This window comes from Streptomyces sp. NRRL S-337, assembly GCF_000720175.1.
In the GTDB taxonomy this organism is placed as follows: domain Bacteria; phylum Actinomycetota; class Actinomycetes; order Streptomycetales; family Streptomycetaceae; genus Streptomyces; species Streptomyces siderophoricus.
The window spans coordinates 50,030-75,091 of the sequence record NZ_JOIX01000012.1; the positions used below are offsets into that span (position 1 = coordinate 50,030).

General features: G+C 67.4%; 18 protein-coding genes and 3 pseudogenes. 11 read left to right on the forward strand and 10 right to left on the reverse strand.

Features of this window, described 5'->3' with window-relative positions; translation table 11 throughout:
* The first annotated feature begins 349 nt into the window (after positions 1 to 349).
* The 4 genes from IG62_RS0111520 (at position 350) to IG62_RS0111535 (ending at position 5,941) form a co-directional block, all read left to right on the forward strand.
* A complete protein-coding gene (locus IG62_RS0111520) occupies positions 350 to 1,591 on the forward strand; it encodes an MFS transporter (RefSeq protein ID WP_078871945.1) in 1,242 nt (413 codons plus the stop codon).
* Positions 1,592 to 1,809: 218 nt separating this feature from the next.
* Positions 1,810 to 2,478, forward strand: coding sequence for a pyroglutamyl-peptidase I (pcp, locus tag IG62_RS0111525; RefSeq protein WP_051797929.1), 669 nt, complete (start codon positions 1,810 to 1,812; stop codon positions 2,476 to 2,478).
* A 63-nt stretch (positions 2,479 to 2,541) separates the two neighbouring features.
* Positions 2,542 to 4,524, forward strand: a complete 1,983-nt coding sequence (locus tag IG62_RS0111530; RefSeq protein ID WP_107052951.1) for a GDSL-type esterase/lipase family protein — start codon at positions 2,542 to 2,544, stop codon at positions 4,522 to 4,524.
* Positions 4,525 to 4,609: 85 nt separating this feature from the next.
* Positions 4,610 to 5,941: an LLM class flavin-dependent oxidoreductase gene (locus IG62_RS0111535; protein ID WP_051797931.1), complete on the forward strand. Its 1,332-nt coding sequence runs from the start codon at positions 4,610 to 4,612 to the stop codon at positions 5,939 to 5,941.
* 22 nt (positions 5,942 to 5,963) lie between these two features.
* On the opposite strand, the pseudogene IG62_RS48530 reads toward IG62_RS0111535, so the two are convergent.
* From IG62_RS48530 to IG62_RS41695, 3 pseudogenes are all read right to left on the reverse strand, one after another.
* A pseudogene (locus tag IG62_RS48530) lies at positions 5,964 to 6,601 on the reverse strand (IS5 family transposase); the annotation flags it as partial.
* Positions 6,588 to 7,400, reverse strand: a pseudogene (locus tag IG62_RS48535) (aminoglycoside phosphotransferase family protein); the annotation flags it as partial. The pseudogenes IG62_RS48530 and IG62_RS48535, both read right to left, overlap by 14 nt.
* A 57-nt stretch (positions 7,401 to 7,457) precedes the next feature.
* Positions 7,458 to 8,666: pseudogene (locus tag IG62_RS41695) on the reverse strand (IS110 family transposase).
* A 536-nt stretch (positions 8,667 to 9,202) separates the two neighbouring features.
* Between IG62_RS41695 and IG62_RS0111555 the strand changes: the two are divergent.
* Both IG62_RS0111555 and IG62_RS0111560 read left to right on the forward strand, forming a co-directional pair.
* The gene (locus IG62_RS0111555; protein WP_030800659.1) at positions 9,203 to 10,072 is read left to right on the forward strand and encodes an IS5 family transposase; all 870 of its coding nucleotides are present in this window, start codon (positions 9,203 to 9,205) and stop codon (positions 10,070 to 10,072) included.
* Between the two features lie 422 nt (positions 10,073 to 10,494).
* Positions 10,495 to 11,154, forward strand: coding sequence for a hypothetical protein (locus IG62_RS0111560; protein ID WP_030800660.1), 660 nt, complete (start codon positions 10,495 to 10,497; stop codon positions 11,152 to 11,154).
* Between the two features lie 268 nt (positions 11,155 to 11,422).
* Here IG62_RS0111560 and IG62_RS0111565 read toward each other — a convergent pair whose 3' ends face one another.
* The 4 genes from IG62_RS0111565 to IG62_RS0111580 all read right to left on the reverse strand — a co-directional run bounded on the left by IG62_RS0111565 (position 11,423) and on the right by IG62_RS0111580 (position 15,191).
* Complete coding sequence (locus IG62_RS0111565; protein ID WP_030800661.1) at positions 11,423 to 12,649, reverse strand: MFS transporter; 1,227 nt, start codon at positions 12,647 to 12,649, stop codon at positions 11,423 to 11,425.
* 156 nt (positions 12,650 to 12,805) lie between these two features.
* Positions 12,806 to 14,347: a multicopper oxidase family protein gene (locus IG62_RS0111570; RefSeq protein ID WP_030800662.1), complete on the reverse strand. Its 1,542-nt coding sequence runs from the start codon at positions 14,345 to 14,347 to the stop codon at positions 12,806 to 12,808.
* A gap of 11 nt (positions 14,348 to 14,358) precedes the next feature.
* Positions 14,359 to 14,787 (reverse strand): hypothetical protein, encoded by a 429-nt coding sequence (locus IG62_RS0111575; RefSeq protein WP_030800663.1) that lies wholly within the window; start codon positions 14,785 to 14,787, stop codon positions 14,359 to 14,361.
* Positions 14,784 to 15,191, reverse strand: coding sequence for a darcynin family protein (locus IG62_RS0111580; RefSeq protein ID WP_199812454.1), 408 nt, complete (start codon positions 15,189 to 15,191; stop codon positions 14,784 to 14,786). Before IG62_RS0111580 ends, IG62_RS0111575 begins: the two co-directional genes overlap by 4 nt.
* Between IG62_RS0111580 and IG62_RS0111585 the strand changes: the two genes are divergently transcribed.
* Together IG62_RS0111585 and IG62_RS0111590 are read left to right on the forward strand one after the other, a co-directional pair.
* Positions 15,112 to 15,795, forward strand: coding sequence for a TetR/AcrR family transcriptional regulator (locus IG62_RS0111585; RefSeq protein ID WP_158795033.1), 684 nt, complete (start codon positions 15,112 to 15,114; stop codon positions 15,793 to 15,795). The genes IG62_RS0111580 and IG62_RS0111585 overlap by 80 nt on opposite strands.
* A 1,305-nt stretch (positions 15,796 to 17,100) precedes the next feature.
* Positions 17,101 to 17,895: an SDR family NAD(P)-dependent oxidoreductase gene (locus tag IG62_RS0111590; protein ID WP_030800671.1), complete on the forward strand. Its 795-nt coding sequence runs from the start codon at positions 17,101 to 17,103 to the stop codon at positions 17,893 to 17,895.
* 363 nt (positions 17,896 to 18,258) lie between these two features.
* Here the strand turns inward: IG62_RS0111590 and IG62_RS0111595 are convergent, their stop codons facing one another.
* Together IG62_RS0111595 and IG62_RS46225 are read right to left on the reverse strand one after the other, a co-directional pair.
* Positions 18,259 to 20,343: a SpoIIE family protein phosphatase gene (locus IG62_RS0111595; protein WP_030800672.1), complete on the reverse strand. Its 2,085-nt coding sequence runs from the start codon at positions 20,341 to 20,343 to the stop codon at positions 18,259 to 18,261.
* Between the two features lie 898 nt (positions 20,344 to 21,241).
* A complete protein-coding gene (locus tag IG62_RS46225; protein ID WP_107052954.1) occupies positions 21,242 to 21,469 on the reverse strand; it encodes a hypothetical protein in 228 nt (75 codons plus the stop codon).
* Positions 21,470 to 21,553: 84 nt separating this feature from the next.
* On the opposite strand from IG62_RS46225, the gene IG62_RS47770 reads away from it, so the two are divergent.
* The 3 genes from IG62_RS47770 to IG62_RS43195 all read left to right on the forward strand — a co-directional run bounded on the left by IG62_RS47770 (position 21,554) and on the right by IG62_RS43195 (position 23,429).
* Positions 21,554 to 21,949, forward strand: coding sequence for a hypothetical protein (locus IG62_RS47770; RefSeq protein WP_051797936.1), 396 nt, complete (start codon positions 21,554 to 21,556; stop codon positions 21,947 to 21,949).
* A gap of 175 nt (positions 21,950 to 22,124) precedes the next feature.
* Complete coding sequence (locus IG62_RS0111610) at positions 22,125 to 22,835, forward strand: peptidylprolyl isomerase (protein ID WP_234326415.1); 711 nt, start codon at positions 22,125 to 22,127, stop codon at positions 22,833 to 22,835.
* Positions 22,836 to 23,249: 414 nt separating this feature from the next.
* Positions 23,250 to 23,429, forward strand: coding sequence for a hypothetical protein (locus tag IG62_RS43195; protein WP_030800674.1), 180 nt, complete (start codon positions 23,250 to 23,252; stop codon positions 23,427 to 23,429).
* Positions 23,430 to 23,993: 564 nt separating this feature from the next.
* Here IG62_RS43195 and IG62_RS0111620 read toward each other — a convergent pair.
* Complete coding sequence (locus IG62_RS0111620; RefSeq protein WP_030800681.1) at positions 23,994 to 24,986, reverse strand: immunity 49 family protein; 993 nt, start codon at positions 24,984 to 24,986, stop codon at positions 23,994 to 23,996.
* Positions 24,987 to 25,062: the final 76 nt, after the last annotated feature.

Below are 25,062 nucleotides of genomic sequence, written 5' to 3' on the forward strand. Positions count from 1 at the left end.
CGGAGATCCCCGCGAGCTCCAGGAGATGCACGGCGCCCGTGAGCAACCCCCCGATCGGCAAAGAAGGAGGTGCCCCATGAGCTACGACCACTAAGTGAGAAGAATTGGACGGGCCCGGCGCCTGCCGGGCCCGATCCATATGTGGAACCATCGGTCGGTTTTGCTGTCCTACCGGTCAAGCCGGTATTGACGGCATACGGTCTGCAAGATTTCAAGCCGAAGGCACCTCATCGTCCTTGTCAAATGCAGCCCATGTAACGGTCAATACCGTTGTGACTCGTGTGAGTTGGCGCTGTAGGCTCGTGCGTCTCTCCACCGTGTTTCCGTCCGTATCGAGCAGGATGAGGGAATGAGCCTGAAAACCGAAACCACAGCCGAAGAGCCGGCCGAGGCAGTCGGAAGTCCATTCGGGTTGCCGGCGTTCAGGTGGTTCTTCACCGGTCGGCTTGTCTCGCTGCTGGGTAGCGCGATGACTCCCGTGGCGCTGTCCCTCGCGGTGCTCAACGCCTCGAACAGCGCCAGTGACATGGGTGCCGTTCTCACCGCCAACACGATCCCGCTCATCGTCTTCACATTGGCCGGCGGCGTAGTCGGTGACCGGTTCTCGCGGCGTCTGGTGCTCCTCCTCTCGAACCTGGGCGCCGCCTTGACGCAGGCGATCGTTGCATTCCTGCTGATCTCGGGAAACTACGACCTTGGTTCGCTGATCGTGCTGGAAGCCCTCAACGGCACGATGGCGGCCTTCACGAATCCCGCGCTCCGCGGCATCGTTCCGGATATCGTTCCCAAGCCGCAGATCCAGCGGGCGAATTCCGTACTGGGGTCGGCGAAGAACGCCGCGAAGGTACTGGGGCCGACAGCCGCGGCCACGATCGTGGCCACTGCGGGCGGTGGCTGGGCCATCTCCTTCGATGCCGCCACCTACTTCGTCGCGGCGATCTGCATGGCCCGGTTGAAGGTGACCGGTAACACGCCGCCCCGCAAGGCCAGTGTCTTCGTGTCCCTGCGAGAGGGCTGGACCGAATTCAGGTCGCGGACCTGGGTGTGGACGATCGTCGCTTCGTTCGGCGTGGCGAACTACGTGCAGGTCGGCATCTGGACCGTGCTGGGACCACTGATCGCCAAGGAGCGGATCGGCGAGACCTCCTGGGGATTCGTGCTCAGCGTCAAGGCGGTCGGCGTTCTGCTCATGGCCGTGCTGATGTACCGCATTACTCTCAAACGCCTGTTGCCCGTGGCGCAGACCTGTGCGGCGCTGGTGGGCCTTCCCCTGATCGCACTCGGGCTCGTGGCGAACGTGTACTGGCTTGCCGCGTCCGCTTTCATCGCGGGCCTGAGCCTCGGTTTCTACAGCATCGCCTGGGAGACCACGCTGCAGGAGCAGATCCCGAAGAACATGATTTCGCGCATCTCCTCGTACGACAATCTCGGGTCCTTCATCGCCATCCCGGCGGGACAACTCTCCGCCGCTCCGCTGGCGAGCGTCTTCGGAGCTTCTCGTGTGGCGTTGGTCGGCGGATTCCTGTGGATCCTTCTTACGCTGTGCCCCCTCATGGTCCCCTCGGTACGTGGATTGCGGCACGACGCCTGAGGCCACCGACCGGTGTGTATCTCACACGCGACTGCCCGCGCCGTACTGCTGTCGAGTTTGTTGAGCCGTATCGATGCGTTGCCCGCATGGCCTGTGGCGGCATGCGGGCAACGTTGTTTCTGCTGTTGCGGGATGTCACACCCTTGTTTCCTCTTCCGATCGGTCGATAAAATGGGACACACTTTCCCTCCTAGTCATCGGAGGCTACCGTTTCCCGCATTCTGCTGACCGCAGTTGAACCCTTCGGCCGAAATTCGCTGAATTCCGCATGGGAGGCTTGCCGGCTGGTTGCCGACGACCCCCCGCCAGGGCTGGAACTGGAAGTCGTCCAACTGCCCTGTGTATTCGGTGATTCCATAGCGGCCTTGCGCAAGGAAATCCTTCGCGCTGACCCCGAACTGGTCGTTGCCACCGGCCAAGGAGGCAGCCGTCCGGATATCACCATCGAACGCGTGGCGATCAACCTCGACGACGCGCAGGGGCCGGACAACAAAGGCAACCAGCCCATCGACAGCCCCATCATTCCTGACGGGCCCGCGGCCTACTTCTCCTCCTTGCCGGTGAAGACTTGCACCTCGGCAGTCCTTGAGGCTGGCATACCTGCCTCGCTCTCGCATACCGCCGGCACTTTCCTGTGCAATCACATCGCGTACGGTCTCGCCCACCTCATTGCCACCGAATTTCCGCACGTCCGTGGTGGATTCGTACACGTGCCCTTCACTCCCGCCCAGGCCGCGGACAGGGAAAGGCGACCGTCGATGGCAAGCGCCACCGCTGCAGAGGCGCTACGAGTCGTGCTGACCACCGCCAGCACCACCGATCGGGACGAAGACGCGGAGACGGGACGTAGGGGACCCAAATCCTGGCTGTCCCGGCTGCGGAAGTAGCCCGCCCGTCCAGGAGGGCGCAGTTCCGCACACCACTCCACTGCGAGCGGAGGGAGACAAGCCGTGCGAATTCTTGTTCTCGGCGATTCATGCAGTGCGGGGATCGGGGCTCCGCAGGCTGTTTACCCGTACGTACTGCACACGCTGCTGGGCACAGCACATCGAATCGAGAACCACGCCGTCCCCGGCTTCACGAGCGCGGATGCGGCCCGGTACTTCCGGCGGACGCTCGCACGTCGGCGCTGGGACGTGGTGATCCTCTATCTGGGCAACACCGATGGTGCCCAGTCACGTTACAAGGGTGCCTACAGAGCCTGGAAGGACCTCGACCGGTGGGCGCCCGGCCGGCACCGCCCCCGCCCGGTGGTCCGCATCCGGCAGAGGAACTCAGGTGAGTTCGACGAGAGGGACGAACGGCACTCCGTCGCCACCACATCGGAGGATTTCCGGAAGAATCTTGAGACCATCGCCCGGCTGGCCCGCCGTCGCGGGGCGCGCGTCGTCGCGATCAATCCCATTGCCAACACCCGGTTCCCGGCCGCCATGATGGCGAGCAACGCGGCGTTCTACAAAGTCGTGGGTTTCGAAGCACGGATGGCTGACCGCCTCACCGGGCCAACCGAGCTGTCGAGCCTGCTGATCGACGCCATACGCGACCACGAAGATGGACGCTTCGCAGCAGCAGCCGAAAAGTACCGGGAGCTGGCCCGAGGGGAAGGCCGTGTCGCACCGATCGCACTGAACAACCTGGCTGTCCTGCTCGACCAGCAAGGAACCGAGGACGAACCGGCTTCCTTACTCACGAAGTTGGCCGAGTACCGGGGCGTGTCCGGTGCCGTCGCCTCCTACAACCTGAGCCGTGTGCTGACCCGCAGGAAAGAAGAGGAGCTCGCGCGCAGCTATACGCTCCGTGCCGTGGAGGGCGACAGCAATCTCTATCGCATCAAAGGTGAGTACAGACGAAAGATCACTGCTCTTGCCGCACAGCTCGACATCGAGGTGATCGACCTGGCGGAGCTGCTGTCCCCGGCCGATTTCTTCGACTATTGCCACCCGACCGCAGAAGCACACGAAGCCATCGCAGCGGCCCTCGCTGCACGACTGACCTCTGCCGGGGACGACGGTGCAGGGGAGAGCGACGCCGGATACGTTTGTGTCTACCCCAGCCCGGACGCGTACTTCGACGTGACGCCGACACTGGCCGACCACTTCTCCCTCGACTTCGACGTGCCACCCTCGGAGGTACGGGAAGAGGCACGCAAACTACTGAAGAGCGCCCGTGAGCGAGGGCCGGAGGACTTCCTCACCGGAGAACCACAGTGGCCTGAAGCCGCATCGGACCTTCAAGCCAACATCATCAACACCTTTCGCTACGCCGTAGGCCACCCCCTGATCACTTCGCTGGACGACCTCGAACAATGGCTGCCTGAATACGGCTGGGAGATCGGAAGATTCCCGGAGTACTACCTTTACCGCATCCTGCACGACTACGCCGTGGCCGCCGAAACCCAGCGCACCAGCGACGGACCAGCAGATGACGCCGTCTGCAGACACCTCAGTTCCGCGGTGCAACAACAGCGGGTGCTGCCGGGGATCCCGTCGGATGCGAAAAGCAGGCTGCGGTTCGACACGCCATACGCGAGACGTGTCCTGGAAAAAGCTCATTGCCAACTCTCATGCAGTCCCTCGCTTTTCGAGGATCGCCGCGCGCTGCGCATCGTCACCGTCCGGAACTGGTACCTGCGTGAAGCATTCCGCTTCGGGGCGCATTCACGCTACGGTATGTACTATCCGGCCTGGGACCTGGAGACCTTGATCGAGGGCGCCTGTGTCTCTCACACCATCTCCCGCCATCAGGAAGACGTGGAGACCGCAGGGCGGGCGGAATCTCTGCTGGCAAATCTGATGCGGCTGCGTGGAGTACATGAGAAGTACGCCAAGCAGTATGTGCAGGCCGGGGAGATGATCGGCTGCGAAGAGTATCGCTCGGAACTCTCCGACCTACGGTTGTTGTTCGAGGTTCCGTACCGGACCGAAGTTCGATAGGGACTGGTCTTTCAGCGAGCACTTTCACATGCCGGGCCTTGCCTGTGCCGTCATCATTCGTTGTGAAATTCCCAAGGGGGAGACGGTGACCCGAAAACTGCACCTCAATGCCTTTTTGAGTAGTGTCGGCCATCACGAGTCGGCTTGGCGGTTGCCGGAGAGCGATCCGGTGGCGGACACCGATATCGCGTACTACAAGCACCTGGCCCGTGTGGCCGAGCGGGGGAAGCTCGATTCCTTGTTCCTCGCCGACCACCCCGGGCTGTGGGGCGACATCAGCCGTCGGCCGTCAGCCGCTCTGGAGCCGACGCTGCTGCTGACCGTCATGGCCGGAGTGACCGAGCACATCGGCTTGGTCGCCACCGCTTCGACCACCTACAACGAGCCCTACAACCTGGCCCGCCGATTCGCCTCGCTCGACCACATCAGCGGTGGTCGGGCCGGTTGGAACATCGTGACGACGGCCACTCTCCACGCAGCGCGTAACTTCGGCCTGGACGATCTTCCCCAGCATCAGGATCGATACGCCCGTGCCGACGAGTTCGTGGAGGTATCCCGCAAGCTCTGGGACAGCTGGGAGGACGACGCGATCTTGGCAGACAAGGAAGCGGGGGTCTGGGGGGACAACAGCCGACTCCATCCGCCGGCGCACGAAGGCACGTACTACAAGGTCGCCGGAGCACTGAACGTTCCCCGCAGCCCGCAGGGCCACCCGCTCCTGGTGCAGGCCGGGTCCTCCGAAGACGGGAGGGACTTCGCGGCACGGCACGCGGATGCCGTCTTCACGGTGCAACAGACTCTCGATGAGGCGCAGGCGTTCTACGCCGACCTGAAGAAGCGCGCCGCCCGATTCGGTCGGGACCCTGAGACCGTCAAGATCCTGCCCGGCATCGTCCCCTCGATCGGCGCGACGCAGGCCGAGGCCGAAGAGCTCGACGCCCGGCTGGAACGCTTGATCAAGCCCGAGCACGCGATCCGGCAGTTGGCCAACATCCTCCAGGTGTCCCCCGAGGAACTGCCGCTCGACGAGGAGCTGCCCGCTACCCTCACCGTCGAACGGCACATCGAGGGCGGACAGGGTCGCTACGCACTCATCGTCGGCATGGCCCGCCGAGAGGGGCTGACGGTACGTCAGCTCATCGGGCGACTGGGCGCCGGCCGCGGTCACCGCAGCTTCGCCGGCACTCCGGACCAGGTGGCCGACGCGATCCAACACTGGTTCGAGAACGATGCCGCGGACGGCTTCAACATCATGCCGCCGGTGCTCCCCTCCGGACTGGAGTCTTTCGTCGACCACGTGGTGCCGGTCCTTCAGGAGCGCGGTCTCTTCCGCACCGAGTACACGGGGCAGACGTTGCGCGATCACTACGGGGTGGCGCGACCTGTCAACCAGCACAGGGACGGTGGAGCCGGGTGAGGCAGTGAGCTAGGGTCCGTCTTCAAACGGATCTCGCCCAAAGCAGGAATGCCGCGAGAGTGACGGCCGCTTCGTAGGAGGTGGCGGTCTTTTCGTATCGGGTGGCGATGCCGCGGAAGCCCTTGAGCCGGTTGAAGCAGCGCTCGACCATGTTCCGTCGTCGGTAGATATCGCGGTCGAACCCTGGCGGCCTGCCACCGGAGCGGCCGCGGTTGTGCCGGTGCCGTTGTTGGTCCCTCTTCTCGGGGATGGTGTGTGCGATACCGCGTTTGCGCAGGTAGGTGCGGAAGCCGCGAGAGCTGTAAGCCTTGTCCGCGATGACCTGGTCGGGCCGGCAGCGTGGTCGCCCCAGGCCGGTGCGGGGAACGCGGATCCGTTCCAGGGGCGGGCGTGCGCAGATGCTGTCGTGGCGTTGTCCTGGCGACAGCAGGATTGCGAGCGGGCGGCCCTTGCCGTCGCAAGCGAGGTGGATTTTGGTGGTCAGTCCGCCTCGGGATCGGCCGAGGGCGTGATCATCCGGTTCGTCCTGCCAGTACTGCCCCTTTTTCGCCCGGTCGCGGCGGCGTGCTGGTGGGCACGGACGACGGTGGAGTCGGTCTGGACCAACCAGTCGATGTCGCCGGCCGCGTCCGCGTGGGCCTGGATCTGCTGCAGAGCCCGGGTGAACCCCGAGCGCCTCGGTCAGCAGGTCGAAGCGGCGCCGCACCGCCCGGGGAGCGTCCCCGGCGACGTGGAGTCTCTCCCAGCCGGTGTCCAGCGCCGGCCACAGGTCGAAGCCCGGGTCGCCGACGAGGGGTTCGGGGTGGATGGCCAGCCACGGCTCGCGCTCGGCGGCGAGCACGTTGCCGTAGTGCAGGTCCCAGTGCAGCATCCGGTCGCCGGGCTCGCCGACCAGCTCGGTGACTGCCGACGCCCAGCCGCGCAGCCGCCGCTGGTCCTCGGGGTCCCGCAGGGCGCCGACGGCCGCCGGCACGGACGCCAGCATGTCGCGCGCGACGTCACTGAGGCCGCGCAGGCCCTCGGGCGCCGGGACGGAGTGCAGCCGGGCCATAAGTCCGGCCAGGGCGCTCATGGCCACGTGGTCGTCTTCGACGGAAGCCAGGGTGCGTGAGCCGTCCAGGCGTTCCAGCAGCATGGCGCTGCTCTCCGGGTCGTGGTCGAGCAGTCGTACGATGCCGTCGCCGTTCCACGCCCGCAGCCCGATCAGCGCGGCGGTCGTCTCCTCGCGGGGCATCTGGAGTTTGAGAGCGGCGCGGGTGTCGTCCGCGCGGCGCACCGGTACCACCAGTGAGGCCTCGCCGGACCCGATGCCGCCGTCGCGCTCCAGTTCCCATCGGTCGAGCAGCTTCGCCACCAGCGCGGGCAGCCGGGCGATCCAGGTCCGTTGATCTTCACCACCGTTCCTCGTGTACGACGCGACCAGGGCGTCAGGGACTTCGATGCCTTGCGGCGAACTCATGGGGGGTTGTCCTTCGGGGGAGTGGGCTTTTCACCGCGACCACGGGTAAGGCCGAGGTCATGCGGCGGCTGCTTCGGGGTTGCGGGTCTCGCAGAAGGTTCCGTCGCGGAGCATGCCGAACAGGACGCTGATGCGTTGGCGGGCGAGGCGGAGGAGGGCTTGGGTGTGGGTTTTGCCGCGGGCTCGTTGTTTGTCGTAGTAGATGCGGGAGGCGGGGTCGGCGTTCACAGGCGAAGGCGGAGAGGAACATGGCGCGTTTGAGCTGACGGTTGCCGCCCCGTGGGGCGTGTTCGCCGTGGATCGAGGTGCCGGATTGCCTGGTGGTGGGGGTGAGGTCGGCGTAGGAGGCGAGGTGGGCGGCGGTGGGGAAGCTGGCGCCGTCGCCGATGATGACCAGCAGGACTGCGGCGGGCCTGACGCCGACGCCGGGCATCGACGTCAGGCCCGGGGAAAGAGGGTGTGCCTCCAGCAGGGCGTTGATCTGGGCTTCCAGGGCCCGGCGCTGGGTGTGGACGGCGGCGAACGAGGTGGCCAGGGAAGGCATGACGATGTCGAGGGTGCCGGTGCCGGGGACGACGACGGTCTGTTCGTCGAGTGCGTCGAAGACATCGTCGATCAGCTGGGCGGCCATACGCGGGGCCTTGGGCCGGATGAGGTCGACGAGTCTGCGGCGGCCGGCTTTTCGCAGGGCGGCCGGGGAGCCGTAGCGTTCGAGGAGCCAGGTGACGGCCTGGTGGTCGATGCGGGGGCCAAGGACACGTTCCAGGCTGGGGTGGAACTGGGTGAGCAGGCCGCGTATCCGGTTGCTGGTGCGGGTGGCCTCGGTGGCTAGGTCCTGGTCGAAGCCGGTCAGGACGGTCAGTTCGGCGGTGATCTCGCCGGTCAGTTCCAGCGAGCGCAAGGTGGGGGGCATGGTGCGGACGGCGTCCGCGATCACCGCCGCGCCCTTCGTGTCGGTCTTCGCCTCGCCCGGGTAGAGGTCAGCGATCCGGCGCATAGCCAGGACTAGCAGGTAGGCGACCTTGCAGCCGACGTCGCGGGCGACGGTCAAGGGGAGGGCGCCGATGGAGGCGGCTGGTCCACGATCACCAGTACGGTGCCGAACTTCGCGGCCAGCCTGTCGAAGACGGCCCGCAGTTTCGGCTCGCTGTTGGGTAGCTGCTTATCGAAGACCTTCTTGCCGGCCGGGGTGAGACCGTGGCCGTGGTGAGCGGTCTCGCCGACGTCCAGGCCGAGGAACACGCCCAGGTCTTCGGTAGCGAACATCGGGCCCTTTCAAGGAGTTGCAAGTACCGGCCTCGGTGGTGGTGTCCTACGCGCGCATCCACGTTATGCAGACCTGCCGCCCGCGAACCGTCCGGCGTTGTGCCGGACCGGACGGTGGCCGGACCTCTCATCAGCATCTCCGACGGCACCTCCCGGGCCCGGTGACACCACCCCCCAGGTCATGCCTTCGACAGGTCGCGCTCGGGTCGTCAAGACGGAACATTTTTGGCCTCCGTCGGCCTTGTGACCGAACGGTTCACCGTGCTCAGCAGCACCGCCACCTCGCCAAATGAAAACGACCTCTGAGAGGTCGTTTTCATCTCAAGAGCCCTTGTGTCTCCTGATTTGTGCGGTGCAAGGCTGCGGTATTGGTGTGCCGGCTGATGCGGTTGAGTCTTGATGGCCGGATAGGGTGACGGCTGGGGCAGGATGAGGCTTACGGCTGTCTCATTCCAGGACGCCCGTTCCGTGGCTGTGCTTCCACAGCCGAAGACGCACGCCTGGGCGCACTCGCATCCGGCCAGTACGTCCAAGTCATGAGTGAGCGACGTCCGTATCCGAGTGACCTGTCCGATGCCCGCTGGGAGTTGATCGAGTCGGTCCTGGCCGCCTGGCGCTTCGAGCGCCGCGGCCGGGCCCTGGATTTCGGCCGCCCACCCGAGCATGACCTGCGCGAAATCATGAACGCGATCTTGTACGTGGACCGGACCGGGGTGCAGTGGCGCTACCTGCCACACGACTTCCCACCCCACCAGACCGTGTACGGCTACTTCGCGAAGTGGCAGAAGGACGGCGTGTTCGCCCAGCTCAATGGACTGCTCAGGGAGTTGGTGCGACAGAAGGAGGGCCGGAGGGCGAGCCCGTCGGCCTGCGTGATCGACGCACAGAGCGTCAAGACCTCCACCAGTGTCCCCGCCACGAGCCAGGGAACGGATGCAGGCAAGAAGATCGTGGGCAGGAAGCGGAGCATCGTGACCGACACGATCGGCCTCCTGCTCGCAGTGCTGGTCACGGCGGCCAGCGTCCAGGACTCCGCAGCCGGCACCCACCTGCTCGACCAGGTCGCCGCCAACCACCCCGGCATCCGTAAGGTCTGGGTCGACGGCGGCTACCGCAAGCACCTCGTCGAAGATGCCGCCACCCTCGGAATCGACATGGAAATCGTCGCCCGCACCCCCGGGACCAGGGGATTCACCCCGATACCGAAACGCTGGACAGTCGAGCGGACCTACGGCTGGCTCATGCTCCACCGCCGCCTGGCCCGCGACTACGAAACCCTCCCCGCCCGCTCCGAAGCCATGATCCACCTGGCCATGACCGACCTCATGGCCCGCCGCCTCACCGGCGAAGCGACCGTCTCCTGGCGCGACCCCGCAAAGCCGCATCAACCGCAGATTCCGGGATGAAACATAGGGATAAAACGACCTCTGAGACGGCGCGATGGGCTGTGCCGTGCCGTAACGGCTGACCTTGCCTGGCATGCTCTTGTCGTGCCTGGTCGATCACGGCGTCGGAGGCGTCCTGGCGCCGGTGGTTACGGTGCGCGAACGCGCCCGTCACAGCCCACCGAGGGCCGTCGGCGGGCCCACGACGGGGCCACTGGGTCTGATCCCAGCCGCCTTCATGCGCGCTCGCTTGATCAGGTGGCCGGGGCGGCGCTCAATCTATTCGGGCACGAAGCGGCCAGTCGCCGGCGGTCATCCCTCAGAACATTCGAGGGTCAAACTGCCCTGGTCCAGTCGCTTTCGACCAGTGAGGAGCAGAGTCGTCGCGCACAAGCGAGGCAGGCGCATAGGCTGCGGCCCGTTCCGCTGGCGGAGGAGGTCGCATGGCGATGATGGTCGTCGGTTTTCGGCTCGGCAACGACGAGACAGGTCAGCAGCTGACCGCTGTGGTGACGCAGAGCGGTTACTTCCACAAGAACCACGGGGTGTATGGCCGTGCCGGTCGGTACCGCTGTCACTATGACCCCCAGCGTCTCCCCCTTGAGCACCCCGTTCAGCGGTCAGTCGCGAAGCTCAGGGAACTCCATGGCACGCAACTTCGGAAGGGTCGTTCCCGCTCTCTGATTCCGCCCGCCAGCGTTCGCGTAGACGTGGACGAGCCGGACTCAACCCGGGAAGACGTCATCAACGCCTTCGTGGGAGCCGCCCCGAACGAGCCGAAGTCCTTGGAAGACGCCGTTCGAGCCTTCTACCAAGCAATTGGTGCTCCGATCCCGCCCCTTCGCCAGGACCGTGTTGCTCGTGCCTGGCAGGTCGCTCAGTCACGGAACTCGCGCGCCGCTCAACTCCTGCGGACGCTCACCCACGGTGTGCCGGTTACGTACAGCCGCGGATCGGCCGGCTTCACCGTTTCCGTAGACGCAGTCCGTATCCGGGTTGGCGGTGCCGAAGGAGACCTCGACCGCGCAGGTGTGACTGAGCTGCACGCTGCCCTAAATGCCTGGCTACGGCTGAACGCGGGGAAGGGGGAGAGCATGTGCTGAGGGCTGTCGCTGAGCTAAGGGCCGCCCAAAGGAGAACGAGGACGGAACAGATCCGAAAGGGCCGAACTTGGCGCTGTGCCAGGCTGGTTCGCCAAGACAACTGATGGCGTCGACAGGGGAAGTGTTCGCGTAGCCACAACGACGCGTCGGGACGGCGCGGTCCTCGCTTCCGCCCTTCGGCGCAACGCCCGCAACGTCCGCCGACCGCTCACTCTCCTCGGACGCACATCATCGCGAACCGGACAATGAGCAACCCTGCCTGTGGAGTTCATGTGTTGCTCGGCCAGGTGAGGCGGCGAGCGAAGTGGGCCCAGGCGGCCAGCACCATGAGCGTGGCGGTGAGCCCGCCGAGCGTCATGACTGTAGAGGGAGAGGTCCGGTCCACCATCACGCCGCCCATCAGCGCGCCAAGTGAGATGGTCGCCTGGAAGGAGGCGGTGAAGAGCACTGATGCTGCCTCGGGGGCATGTGGTGTTGCCTTGGCGAACCACGTCTGGGAAGAGACCGGAACGGCACCGTAGGCAGTACCCCAGACAAGGAGAAGGGCCACGACGCCGACCTGCCAGCGTCCCAGGATCGGCAGCAGCAGGGTGGCCGCCGCGATCATTGCAGCCGCGAGACCGAAGGTGCCCCGGGGACAGCGTGCGACCACGGCCCCGCCCAGGAAGTTGCCGACGATTCCTGCGGCACCGTAGACCAGCAGGAATACGGTGATCAGTGGTGAGTTGGCATCGGTGATCTGCTCCAGGAACGGCGTGACGTAGGTGTAGGTCCCGAAGTGCGCCAACACGATGAGGAAGGTCAGCAGCAACGCGAAACGCGTGTTGACGGTCTTGAGCATGCCACGCAGCACATTGAGGCGGGTCGTCTGATGGGGCGGCAGCGGTGGGACAACCAGCACGAGCATGATCAGTACACCGACCGTGAAGGCACCCATCACGACAAAAGCGGTGCGCCAGCCGGCCAGGTCTCCGATGAACGTGCCGGCTGGTACACCCAGCACGGAACCGAGCGGTACCGCAGAGAAGATCACTGCCGTTGCGCGGCTGACAGCCTCGGTCGGCACCAGACGCTCGGCCAATCCGGCGGCGATCGACCAGAAGCCACCGATGACCACACCGACGACGACACGGGAGAGCAGGACAAGCCAGTAGCCGGGTGCTGCGGCGGCCAGGAAGTTTGCCATGGCCAGCAGGAGCGTGAACACGCACAGCATCAGTCGACGGTCGATACGTGCTGTCGCCACGGTGACCACCGGTGCGCAGATGGCCGCGAGGAACCCGGGCATGGTCATCATGAGCCCAGCCATGCCGTCAGAGATGGCGTAGCTGGAGCCGATCTTGGTGAGCAGGCCGATCGGCAGGATCTCAGTTGTGACGATCGAGAAGATTCCCAGCATCACCGAAACCACGGCCAGCCACCCAATCAATGAAGGTCGGGTCGGTAGGCCGGCTTCGCCAGTGTGGTGCCTGGTCGCGGTGTTTGTTGAGGCCATGGGGTCCGTCCTGTGAAGGGCCTGTCGTTTCGCGATCAATGCAACAAACTCCGCACGAGGAAAGCTGGCAGCCCTGCGACATCACCCTCGTAGGGCAAAGGTGATGTCGCAGAGCTGCTGACTTATCAGTGTCCACAGCGTCAGTGATTCCCAAGTTCAGATGACCTGGAAGTCGGCCATCATGGCCATGTCCTCGTGTTCGAGGTTGTGGCAGTGCAGCATGTAGCGCCCCTTGTACCCGTCGAACCGTACGAGGGCTTCCACCACCTCGTAGGGGCGGACGTCCACCGTGTCCTTCCAGCCTGCGTCCGCGGCAGCCGGGGGCCTGCCGCCCCGGGCGAGGACCTGGAACTGGGCCAGGTGCACATGGACGGGGTGGTGGAAGTCGCTGCTGAATCGCCACCGCTCCACGCTCCCCATCCGTGGGGAAGCCAGGACCGCGTCCGTGCTGAACGGTCGGCCGTTGATGGTCCACATCGGCCGGTCGTCGTCACCGGTGGTCGTCCGGCGGAAGTCAAAGACCCGGACCGGCATCGCCGAACTCGGTGTGAGCTGCTCGAAGGAGGCGGACAGGCGGGCCGGTATGCGGCTGTCGTCCCTCTCCTTGCGCACGACGTGGAAACGCATGACGTCACGCATGGCGCCTTCGCCCGCCGTGTTGCGTAGCGTGATTCGGCTGCCGATGGGGTGGTCGGCGAAGTCGATGACCACGTCGAACCGTTCGCCGGGCGCCAGGTCGAGCGTGGTGTGCGGCCTGGGTGCGGCCAGCAGCCCGCCGTCGCTGCCGATCTGGACGAACCGACCGGGCCTGCCTCCTTCGGCCTCCAGTCGGAGCCGGTAGCGGCGGGCGTTGGAGGCGTTGAGGAGGCGGAAGCGGTAGCGGGTGGCGGACACCTCCAGCGCGGGCCAGGGTGCGCCGTTGACGAGTTGGACGTCGCCGAGCACCCCGTCGGGGAAGGCGTCGTGGGCCGGGTAGCGGAAGGAGCCGTCTTCGTCGAAGGACCGGTCGCACAGCATCAGTGGGATGTCGCGGTCGCCGCCGGGCAGGGGGAGTTGGTCCTCTTCCTCGTCGCCGATGAGGAAGAAGCCGGCCAGGCCGCGCCAGACCTGGGGGGCGCTGAAGTCCATGCGGTGGTCGTGGTACCAGAGGGTCGCGGCCCGCTGCGGCAGCGGGTACACGTAGCTACGGCAGCCGAAGGCCATTCGACCGCCGTGGCCAGCCGCCATGCCGTTGTGCGTGTGGCGTGGCTGTCCTGTTGAGCAACGGACGGCGGGAAGCATTAGGTCGGTGGGGTAACCGTCGGACTCCGGTGGGGTGACGTCGCCGTGCAGATGCGTGACGGTGGGAACGGTGAGGTTGTAGCGCACCTGAAGCACGGTCCTGCGCCCTGAGCGGGCGGCGAAGGTCGGGCCGGGGAAGATCCCGTCGTAACCCCAGACGGTGGTCTTCCGGCCAGGCAGGATCTCGACACGGCCCTCGCGCTGCTCGACGTCATAGACGTCCGCACCCCGCTCGCTGCGCACCGGCCGAGCCAGCGGCGGCACCGGCAGCGGAACACCGAACGGTTCGGGCAACGGCCCTCTGCTGGCCAGGATCTGCCCGGTCGATGCCCCGGCGAGGTGGGACCAGCCGGCTGCGCCCACCGTCACCGCCGTACCGGCACCGGCAGCCAGTCCCAGGAATCCGCGCCGACTCACACCACGGGCTCTCACTCGGCCACCCCCACGGACCGGCCCGCCGGCGCCGCCGGCTGGATGCGACCGGTGAACGCCCAGTACGTCAGCACCGTCGCGCAGCCGAAGACCGCCATGCCCAGCGGGATGTGCCCGGCCAGCACCCGTGCCTCACCCAACCCCTGCTGCACAGTCACCAGGGCGACGAGCGCCGCACTGGTAGCGGCGGGCCAGCCGGGCCCGCGCAGCCGACGCCACACCACCACGGCGAGCACGGTCTGGATGACCGTGAGCGCGCTCAGCACACCGGCGTTGGCCGCGTGCCAGGCCAGCAGGTCGAGGTCCCCGGTCACGAACAGGCCGGCCAGGGCTGCCTGTACGAGCGTGTCCAGGAGCACCAGCACGGCGGTGCCCCGTAGCAGCCGCATCGGCCATTGCCGTTCGTATCCCTTGGGTGCGGTCACCGGGATCTGCCCCCGTTCGCCACAGTCCTGTGGGACAGGGCCTGCTCGTACGCCTGGAAGCCGTCCTCGACGCCCAGGAAGATGTCGGCGAAGGTGAGGTAGCCCTCGCTGATGACGGGGGTGTCGCGCAGGGCCTCGACGAGGAAGTAGTAAGCGCCCAGGTCATCGGTCTCCAGTACGGCGAAGTCCGAGACCCGCCCGGTGAACGCCTCGGCGTCGAAGAAGCGGGCCGTCACGCGATCCGCGTAAGCGTCGAAGATCGGCTCCAGATGCTCCCTGCGCATCGCGTTGCGCTCCTCGCGCGACAGCGCCAGCCACCGCGGGGTGACTGTGGGCCGGCGACTGCTGGTCGAGGAAGGACCGGCCGCCGTCACGCTGCGGGCCATCGCCCGCGAGATGGGCATGACGGCGCCCGGCCTCTACCGCTACTACGCCGCCCACCGGGACCTGATCCAGGCACTGACCTCGTCCCTCTACGACGAGCTGGCCACAAGCCTGGCAGCAGCCCGCGACCGCCACCCCGCTTTCGAACCGGGGCGGCAACTGGGCGAAGTGTGCCGCGAACTGCGTCGCTGGGCACTGGCGCACCCCCAGGAGTTCGGGCTGCTGTTCGCCAAGCCGCTCACAGACGCCGACACCGCACCCGGAGCCGCCGCCCACGACCCGAGCTGGCGCTTCGGCGGCATCCTGTTGGAGCTGATGGTCCAGCTGTGGCGCCGCGGAAACATCCAGCCGCCGACCGACCTGGACCCGGCCTGGACCACCCAGCTGGAGGAGGTGCGCGAGCACCTCTCCGGCGAACCCGTGCCCCTGGAGGTCATCTACGTCTTCGTCTCCTGCTGGGCCCGTCTGTACGGAGCCGTGGCGGTGGAGGTCTTCGGCCACCTCGACTTCGCCCTGACCGACCCCGAACCGCTCTTCGACCACACCGTCCGCGACATCCTCACGGCGCTGGGCGAGTCTGCGCCGAAGACGAACGCGCCTTCCAGCGCCGATGGTTGGGCCTGACCGGACGTTCGGCGCGCTCGGCCCGGTGGGTCTGCCGTAGGGGCCGCAGGCGGGGTGCCGGTGAAGCGGGCGGGGCGACCTCCAAACGTCTCCGCAGGTGATTGAGAGCAGCGCGGTGTTCGCTTCTGGCTTTCGGACGGCTTGATGGGCGTCTTGTTGATGACCTTGTCCGCCAAGGCGGTCCAGATTCGCCGAGGTCGTCTGGGCTCGCCAAGTGCTCAAGAGCGCTCTGCAGATGCGGGCGCAACTCCGCGAGGCTGTCGCTCTCCCTGATACCCAAAGTGGTTCGGGCACCGTTGAGGAAGACGACGGCCGAAGACGCTCTGGAGAGTTCGTTACGCTCACTTGCTTGGCTGAGGTGGCTTGGGTGCCCACGTGGAGGTCGACGGCTGGGGGAGGCGAGACGGTGCACCGAGGCCACCAGTCACCGCCGCAGTGGCAGTCGCATGCGCGCACGGGAAGGGGCGGTCCGGCGCCGAACTGATCCCCGCGGGTGCGGGGGCGACTCCACAGGGGCGGGCGGGCCTAAGTGTCCAGCCACGGACGTGTCGACTGTCTGCGCGGGACGGTGCCGGCAGCCACCGAGCAACAGGGCGTGTCCCTATAGGGGCCTTGCTGAAGGGCAGGCGCCACCCTTTTCGGCGTCCGCATGGGCCTGGTTCGCAGATGCCCGTGCAGGTTCCGTCCAAGCCACTGGTTGACCAGTGCGAGCCATTGTTCGTAGGGCAGGGGTGGTGTCCAAGGATGGTTGGCCGATGCCGCTGAATCCCACCCGTCAGGGGGACTTCGCAGCGTGATCGAGCTGTCCAGCACTCTCGTGCTGGCCCATCGTGCCATCGCATATGGGAATCAACCCGAGCAGGTGGCGCCACTGCAGGAGGGTGGAGCAGGATGCCGTCGACGAAGCGGCCCATCCCCACCCCGAGCACCGGGCCCGGCAACTGGATACTCGCCGGTTGCGCCATGCCGCCCCCGGCCTCACCCCATCGTGGTGGCCATCGCTCGTCTCCACCCCTGCTGGCGGCCTGCGGGAAGATGCCGCAGCCGCAGGTTCCCCTCCCGAGCCGCACTCACGGGCCCGCCATCCGGCCCAACCGTGGCCGCATCCTGGGGCCACGCCGTGTCCTCAGCCTCTTTTCCGGACTAAGAGGTCGTCCTGACGATTCCAGGCCCACCGAGGCGGTGCTGCGCGGGGATCCTCAGCGAAGGCTGCGTGGCGCCAGTGCCGATCGGAACCGAGGGTTGATACTCGCTCAATGTGACACTTCGGGCATATTGGGACGCCTGGCGAAGGAGGAGAGTGCGGTGGAGCTGAATCTCGCGGACAAGGTCGCCGTTGTCACCGGAGGGAGCAAGGGCATCGGCCTGGCCATCACCGAGGCACTCGGCCGTGAGGGCGCGCGCGTGGTGGTTGGCAGCCGCATGGAAACATCAGAACTGTCGGCCCTGCGTGAGCAGTACGACGTTGCCTTCCACTCGGTCGATCTGGCCGACACCGACGGGGCCGACACTCTGGTCCAGGCGGCAGCAGACCGGCATGGCCGGCTGGATGTGCTGATCAACAACGTCGGTGCCACCAGCCCACGTTCCAGCTTCCTCGATGTCAGTGATGCAGCATGGCTGCATGCCCTCAACATGACATTTCTGAGCGCGGTGCGCGCCAGCCGCGCGTCGTTGCCGCACTTGCTGGCTCACGGTGAGGGAGCGATCGTCAACATCAGCTCAGTCAACGCCCGCCTGCCCTTCCCCATGGTGGTGGACTATTCAGCGGCCAAAGCCGCCCTGAGCAATCTGACCAAAGCTCTGTCGGAGGAGTTCGCCCCTCGTGGAGTCCGCGTCAACGCCGTCGCTCCCGGCCCTGTACGGACGCCGTTCTGGACTGCCCCCGGCGCCTTCGCGGACGCCGTCGCGGCCGCTGCAGGCGGCACGGCACAGGAGGCCCTGGACGAGGTCGTACCCCAACAGATGGGCATCTCCACCGGACGCATCACCGAACCCCAGGAGGTGGCCGACCTCGTTGCATTCCTGGCTTCCCCGCGGGCCGGCAACATCACCGGTGCCGAATTCGTCATCGATGGCGGCCAGATCAAGACCACCTGACACGGGCTTGAGGAACGGGCCGGGCGCACCGGGGCCGCCGGCCCACCCGCTGAAACAACACCCATAATCCCTCCGAATCCAACGCTCCCGTCAATGGTCATCACGACGACCAGCCCAGTGATCAGGCCAGTTGAGACGTGCTCTCACTTGCTCCTCGTCGCGGTGTGGTCCAGTCGCTGAGTAGAGGGGTTTTCTGCAGGCGGCGGTAGACCGGTCTGATGCAGACCGGTCGGTCGTGCGCCATGGGGACGTAGCTGCTGGCCGTCTTACCCTCGCCCGGTGCGGGTGATGCCTTCCATATGTCGCACACTCCAGGGCATCGTGCGGTAATCCGTGTCGCTACCGGCCGGACCGGGCCGTATTTCAAGAGTCGGTCGCGAAGGGCTGCATGCGTGCGATGAGCACGGCGACATCGTCCGGGTCGGCGGGGAGCCGGAGTTCGTGAAGGAGCCGGTCACAGGTCTCCTCCAGGGTGGGGTCAGGTGTGTCAAGCAGGCGCAGGAGCGTGTTGAGGCGTTCGTCGATGGGGTGATGACGGACTTCGACGAGGCCGTCGGTGTACAGGACCAGCCGATCACCAGGGCCGACGGGGAAGGTTGTGGTCACGAAGGGGACGCCGCCGACTCCGAGTGGGGTGCCGGTCGGCAGGTCGAGCAGTTCCGGGTGCTGCCCGCTGCGGACCAGGACGGGGGGCAGATGGCCGGCGGTGGCGAGGTGGCACTCCGCGCGGTGGGGATCGTAGACGGCGTAGACGCAGGTGGCTATGTACTGCTCGAGTCCTGAGGTGATCTTGTCGAGGTGTTGGAGGACCTTGGCCGGGTCGAGATCGAGGTCGGCGAAGTCGCTGGTGCCGGTGCGCAGGCGGCCCATGGTGACGGCGGCGTCGATGCCGCTGCCCATGACGTCGCCCACGACCAGTGCGGTCTTGTCGCCGTCGAGCGGGAGGACGTCGTACCAGTCGCCGCCGACCTCGTAGGCGGCTTGTGCGGGCCGGTAGCGGGAGGCGACGTCCAAGCCGGGGAGGTGGGGCGGGTGGTCCGGGAGCAGGCTGCGCTGAAGGGTCTCGGAGGCGTTGCGCACCGTCTGGTGCGAGCGGGCGTTGTCGATGCACACGGCGGCGCGGGAGGCCAGTTCACCGGCGAGGGCGAGGTCGTCGTCGCTGAACGGCTGCGGGTTGCGGGCGCGGCTCAGCCCCAGGAAGCCGAGGATCTGACCGCGGGCGGTGAGCGGGAGCAGCATGTAGGAGTGCACGCCGGCGCGGGCCAGCAGCGTGGCGGCGCGGTCGTCGCGGGCGATGCGGGCCAGGGCGGCGTCGTCGATGTGGGAGATCAGGATCGGCCGGCCGGTACGTACGCATTCGGTGGGGAGCCGGTCGGCGTCGTAGGAAGCGATCTGACCAGGCGGGTCGGTGGCCTGGACGGCTTCCGTGACGTAGGCGGCGTGCACCGCGAGGGCGCGGAAGACCGCGGGGCCCTCGCCCAGGGGCGGGCGATGCTCATCGAGGACGGAGTCGAGGACGTCGACCGTGGCCATGTCGGCGAGCTCGGGAACGGTGACACCGGCCAGCTCGCGGGCGGTCTGTTCCACCTCCAGGGTGGTGCCGATGCGCGCGGAGCCGTCGGCGATGAGCGCCAGACGCCGGCGGGCCTCGGCGGCCTCCGTGGCCGCCTGATAGCGGTCGGTGACATCCACCACCAGGTCAGCCACGCCGAGAACCCGTCCCTGGGGATCGTCCAGCCGGTACAGCGAGATCGACCAGGCGTGCACGTGTGGGTCAGCGGGAGTGTGGCCGACGATGGTGTACTCGTCGACCAGGGGAGCGCCAGTCTTGAGGACCTGCCGCATCCCGGCCTCCGGCCCCTCGAACTTCGCCGAGGTCATGATCTCGCGGTAGTGCCGGCCCAGATGATCTTCCGCGGGAATCCCGTGCATCCGCTCCAGCGCGGGGTTGACGGCCACATACCGGAGATCGGCGTCGAGGATCGCCAGCCCGATGGGGGACTGGGAGATCAGCCGGGTGGACAGGGCGAGGTCCCGTTCGACCTCCCGAAGCCTTGACCTGTCGGTGGCCAGGCCAAGGGCGTAGAAGTCGCCGAGGTCGTCCAGCAACCGCATGTTGCGGAACTCCACCAAGCGAGTGCTGCCGTCCTTGTGCTCGACGGGGAACGCCCCCGCCCACCGCTCCCCGGTACCCATGACCTCGTCGAACACCTTGATCATCAGGTCCCAGTGCTGCTCGTGAACGAGCAGCGGCGCAGCGTACTGCCCGAGCGCCTCCTCAGCGGTATAGCCGAACAATTCCTCGGCTTCGGGACTCCACAAGACGATCCGCCCATCGGCATCCAGCAGCACCGCAGCTACGCCGAGAAGGTCCATCAGCCCACTCGGCAGCGAGGATCGCCCCTCCGGCTGACCGGTGCCAGCCGGACGCCCATCGGCTGTGCTCACACGGGCACTCCTTCCATACGCCGGACCACAAGGGCCTCGCTCGCGCCGGCCCGCGGCCCTGCTCCGTACCTATGGAGTGCGTTGGCTTCCATGGTCCACCTTGGAGCGGCCGCGCGCTCACGCACTGGAGCAGGGTGGTCCCTCCCCACCCCTTTCCCAACTTGATCATTCGTGTGAGCACTGCCAGGACCGCTCGCTGCACCGGCTGATGCGCCTCCTCGTCATGGGTGTCACGGTGCCCGTGCCGGCTGGCGGGCCCCGGCGTTGCCGGTGGCCCGTGGCGTGCGGACCACTGCACCTGGCGGTGGTCCGGTACGTGGTCGTCCGCCGTGGCCCCCGCCGTCTTTCTCGTACTGATCACCGCGTGTCGTGCGGGTTCCGTAAGCCGGGGCCCGAGCGCTGCCGTGCCCTGCGCGGCGCACGCGGCTTCCCGGAGAGCGCCTCGCGCGCCTGCCCGCTGGGCGGTCGCGCTTGTCCCCACGGCCCGCCGGATTCCTCCTGCCCTCACGTGCGGTCGGTGCTGACCGGCCGCGGGGTACGACGAAAGACACACCGCAATGACGGACGCCCCGAGCCTGTCCGAAGACAGCTCCGAGGACAGACCGGACCGCACGCCGGAGCCCGAGCCGGACGGCGGCAGCGACCGCGTACGGCCCTCCCGCAATCAGCTGTCCCCTCGCCGGGATTTCCATGCTGCTGATCCTGACGCTGGACTGGCTGATGATCCGCCGGCTCGCTCCGCTGCGCCGCTTCTTCGGCTGAGCAACGAGACGGGGTGGGGAGCACGCGCCGACCGAGCGGCGCCTGCTCCCCGCCCCGCGGAGGCGAACGCAGGTTGTGCGCACAAGGCAAAGCCATGAGCGGCGCCTCATGCAGTGGCGCGAAGGTCCTCGTTGTGTCAGGCCGGCGAGGCGGTCAGGCGGTCCAGTGCGCCGGCCTTTGCCTGGGTGACGAGGTCGGCGAACTGGTCCTCGCTCATCTGCACGTGCTGCCCGAAGTCGAGACGTAGTTCTGGTCGGCCCGGGACGATAACGGGGCGCGGGAACCAACGGGCGTGTTCGTACGACTCTCTGCGGCGGGCCTCGTGCGGTGCGTGGTCCGGCGTGGAGGGAGAGTGCACGTGCACGCAGATCGGTCGTCCCTGCCGTCCTCGATACCGTCGGCTGCCGGGCGTGCGGGTGGTGCGGGCACTGAGCGGGGTGCGGGGCCGGTGGTGACCCTGTTGCTGACCTCGGCGAGGGCTTTTTCCATGCTGCAGGTGATTCTGGTCGGGGCGTTCGGTCCGCGGCTGGTGGCGGATCTGGATATGAGCCGCGCCATGTTGGGGTTGACGACGACGGCGGGGTTCGGAGCCGCTGCCGTGTTGTCTCCGGTGGCGGGGCGGGCGCTGACCGAGCACGCCAAGCGCGAGGCGAACCCCGATGCCGTCGAACAGGCCCACGCCGACTTCACTGCCCTCCAGGTCGGCGAAGTCCCCGGACCCCGCCCCGCTACCCCTGACCCAGCGTCACGCCGATTTCAGAGTGCTACTCGTCACTTCGCCGCAGCTTCGGGAGGACAGGGCCGGTTCGGGGAGCATCCGTCGGGCACCGGGTGGACGCCCTGATCGGCCAGCCGGCGCTGTGCCGCATCCGAACGAAGTGGCCTGCCGCCGCGGGCCGAAGGCTGGGAGGCGGATGTGGCTGGCGGCCGGGTTCTCGCCCACCGGGCCGCGCCTTAGACTGCGACCGCTCCGAAATCTGGCGATCTTTTGGAGGGTGTGCAGGATGAACCGAGCTCTCATGACCACATTGGCGGCAGCAGCGTTGGTCGTGTCCGGGGGCAGCACCACCGCCTCCGCTTCCGATGACCCGCCGCGAACCACGCACGGTCCTTGCCAGTACACCCAGACCCCGGACGAGCCGGCGGCGCGGTGGGTTCCCCTGCCGCCCGATCCGCGGCACACCCCCAGTCACGGCACGGTCGGTATGGCTGTTCGGACCAGCCAGGGCTCGCTCCCGCTGCGTCTGGACCGGGCGAAGGCGCCGTGCACGGTCCAGAGCTTCGTGCACCTGGCGCGGCACCGGTTCTACGACCGTACGGTGTGCCATCGGCTGACGGCGTATCCGACGCTGAAGGTCCTGCAGTGTGGCGACCCCACCAGCACTGGCGAGGGTGGGCCGGGGTACAAGTACAAAGACGAGCTGCCGGTGGACCTGCCGCCGGCACCGAGCGATCCGACCGGCGTCCGTCGCCTTTACGGGCGCGGCTTGCTGGCGATGGCCAACGCCGGGCCGAACACGAACGGTTCGCAATTCTTCGTCGTCTACGGCGACTCCGCGCTGCGACCGAACTACACGGTGTTCGGCACGGTCGGTGCCACCGGCCTGGAGACTCTCGACAAGATCGCTGCTGGCGGTATCGAACCAACTGCGCAGGATCCGGCGCCTGTCGACGGCACGCCCGTGCTGCGGACTGAGCTGCTCAGCGTCCGGCCGTCCTGCCGACCCTGACAAATTGTGGCACGGTCAGCGCGGTCCAGCTACACGACTGGCCGCGCCATGGTGATGCCAGTCACGGCGATGACTGTGTCGTCGGCGTAGGGCAACGGGCCGCGGAGGATGCAGCGATCGCGAGGAGTCCCTACGTTTTTGGTCAAGGGAAACGGGGGCGTTGGGTCCGGGGGGGGGCCGGGCAGCATGGCGGGGTGGCTTCGCGCCCTGTCCGGGACTGCGGTCCGTCTCGCCGCCGCGCACATGGTCCCGCGCCCCGCTCGCCCTAGACCTGGTCACCACTGCCCCCGTCGACGAGCAGACCAGGGCCGCACTGCGACTGCGGGCCCCTGGTCGCTCATCACGCACGATGCCCTCCCTCTGCGCGCGGCGGAAGCCGATGACGACGAACTCGCCGCACTCGTCGAGGCCGGGGTGTGTATCGGACCGGAACCCGTCATCCTCGGCGGCCTCCTCGCCGCTCAGCCCGATGGCCGGCTCGACACGACGTCCGGATTCCTGCTCATCTCCGCCCTCGACGCCGCGGGCAAGCGGTACTGGATGCCGCAGCCAGCCACGTACGGCGACGACCACGCCGGCGGACGCGTGCTCTAGGGATATGCCGCAGCTCGCGTTCGCCCGGTGGACGCCCCCGCCTGTGCTCCCGGCCTCGGGGCCGCGGCCCAACTCGCGCAGCGCGCTGGAAGGATCGCCACGAGCGAGGACGGCCGGTCCGGTGGGTTCCATGGAGTCTGTGTCCTGGATTTCACCCGTCCGCCGGAAGAGCCGCCCGAGGAGCGCACAACGCCGGCAGGGGCACGCAGGCCACTCGAGTTCGGCACGTGAACGGCGGGCGCACCGGAAGCCCGGCGTGTGGATCGGGATCCGCGACAGCGACGGACAACTTGTCGGTCCGGTCTACATGGGACGGCGCCGTGGAGGGCACGACATTCACTCGTGAGCGCCGGTTCTTCCCTCGCACCCGGATCCGCCGCGACCTCCCGCTGGCCCCGACTGCCCCGACCACAGCCGTGTACGAACTCTCGAACTCGGCTGCACGGCATGGTTGTTAGGTCCCATCCGGTGCAGGCCGTCCGCGCGCTGCCTCGGTGGGGACGAGTCCGTCTCCACGACGATGTCCTGGATGTTGGGCCACGCCCACTTCCGTACCCCGGTGGCCTACTTGGCGGCCCAGCGGCCCAAGTTGTTCCGGTTCTCCTCTGCCGCCCGGCGCGGCGCGTCCGGCGATCCCAGCAGACCGTACGGCAGATACCCGGACCGGACACCGAGTTCCCACCCATGGACCTGGACGGCGAGGCAGGCCAGGGCAAGGGTGCCGAGAGGGAGGAGGGACCGGGGCGCGGGATCACCGGCATCGGCCTCGACGCTCTCCCGGTACGCGATCAGCCGGGCGACGAGGGCGTCCTCGAAGGCGTGCTGGTCGTCGTCGAGGAGTACGCGGAGCAGCCGCTGGTCCGCGCTCAGCGCGTCGCCCACCTCGTCGAGCCGCCGGGCGGCCTCCGCGCGCTCCCCGGCGTCCGGCTTGCGCAGCGGAACCGTAGGCCAGTCGCGGGGCAGATGCCCGGACGCCTCGGTGAGATAGGGGCACAGGGCGTCCATGGCGGCGAGGTCGGCGGGGTCGGAGACGGAGGTGTACCGGTTGTAGGGCACGCCGTCACGGATGGCGGGCGCGTAGTCGCCGCGCAGCAGCAGCCCGGTGACCCGCTCCCAGTCCCACACATGCCCGCTGACGACACATATCTCGAACATGTCGAGCCAGGTCCGCGCGGTGGGCGCCTCGTTGACGACGTTCCCGAAGGTGAGGGGACCGTCCCCGAACTCGTCGTCGTCCGGGTCCGTGCTGATCCGCTCCCCGACGAGGGGGAACCGGAGTTCCTGGTCCCCGTCCGGGAAGCACATGATGCTCAGCACTCCGTGCACACACTCCGCGGCGGTGACGGCGACCGTGCCGGCCGCAGCGTCGAGCCCCGGCTCCGTCACTGTTCGCGCGGCGACATGGTCGAGCAGTTCGTCGGCCATGGCCCGGATCAGCGCCGGCGAGATGTTGCCGTACCGCAGCGAGTGCCACCGCGTGTAGGCCCGCCCGTCGATGTTGTCGAGCGCCTCGGCCAACCGCTGCTCGCCGACATGATGGCATGCCACATTCCGCACGTACCCGTCCCTTCATGAACTCCACGACTGGACGAAGCACGTTATCAACGGGCACTGACAGCACTGGTAATCCAGT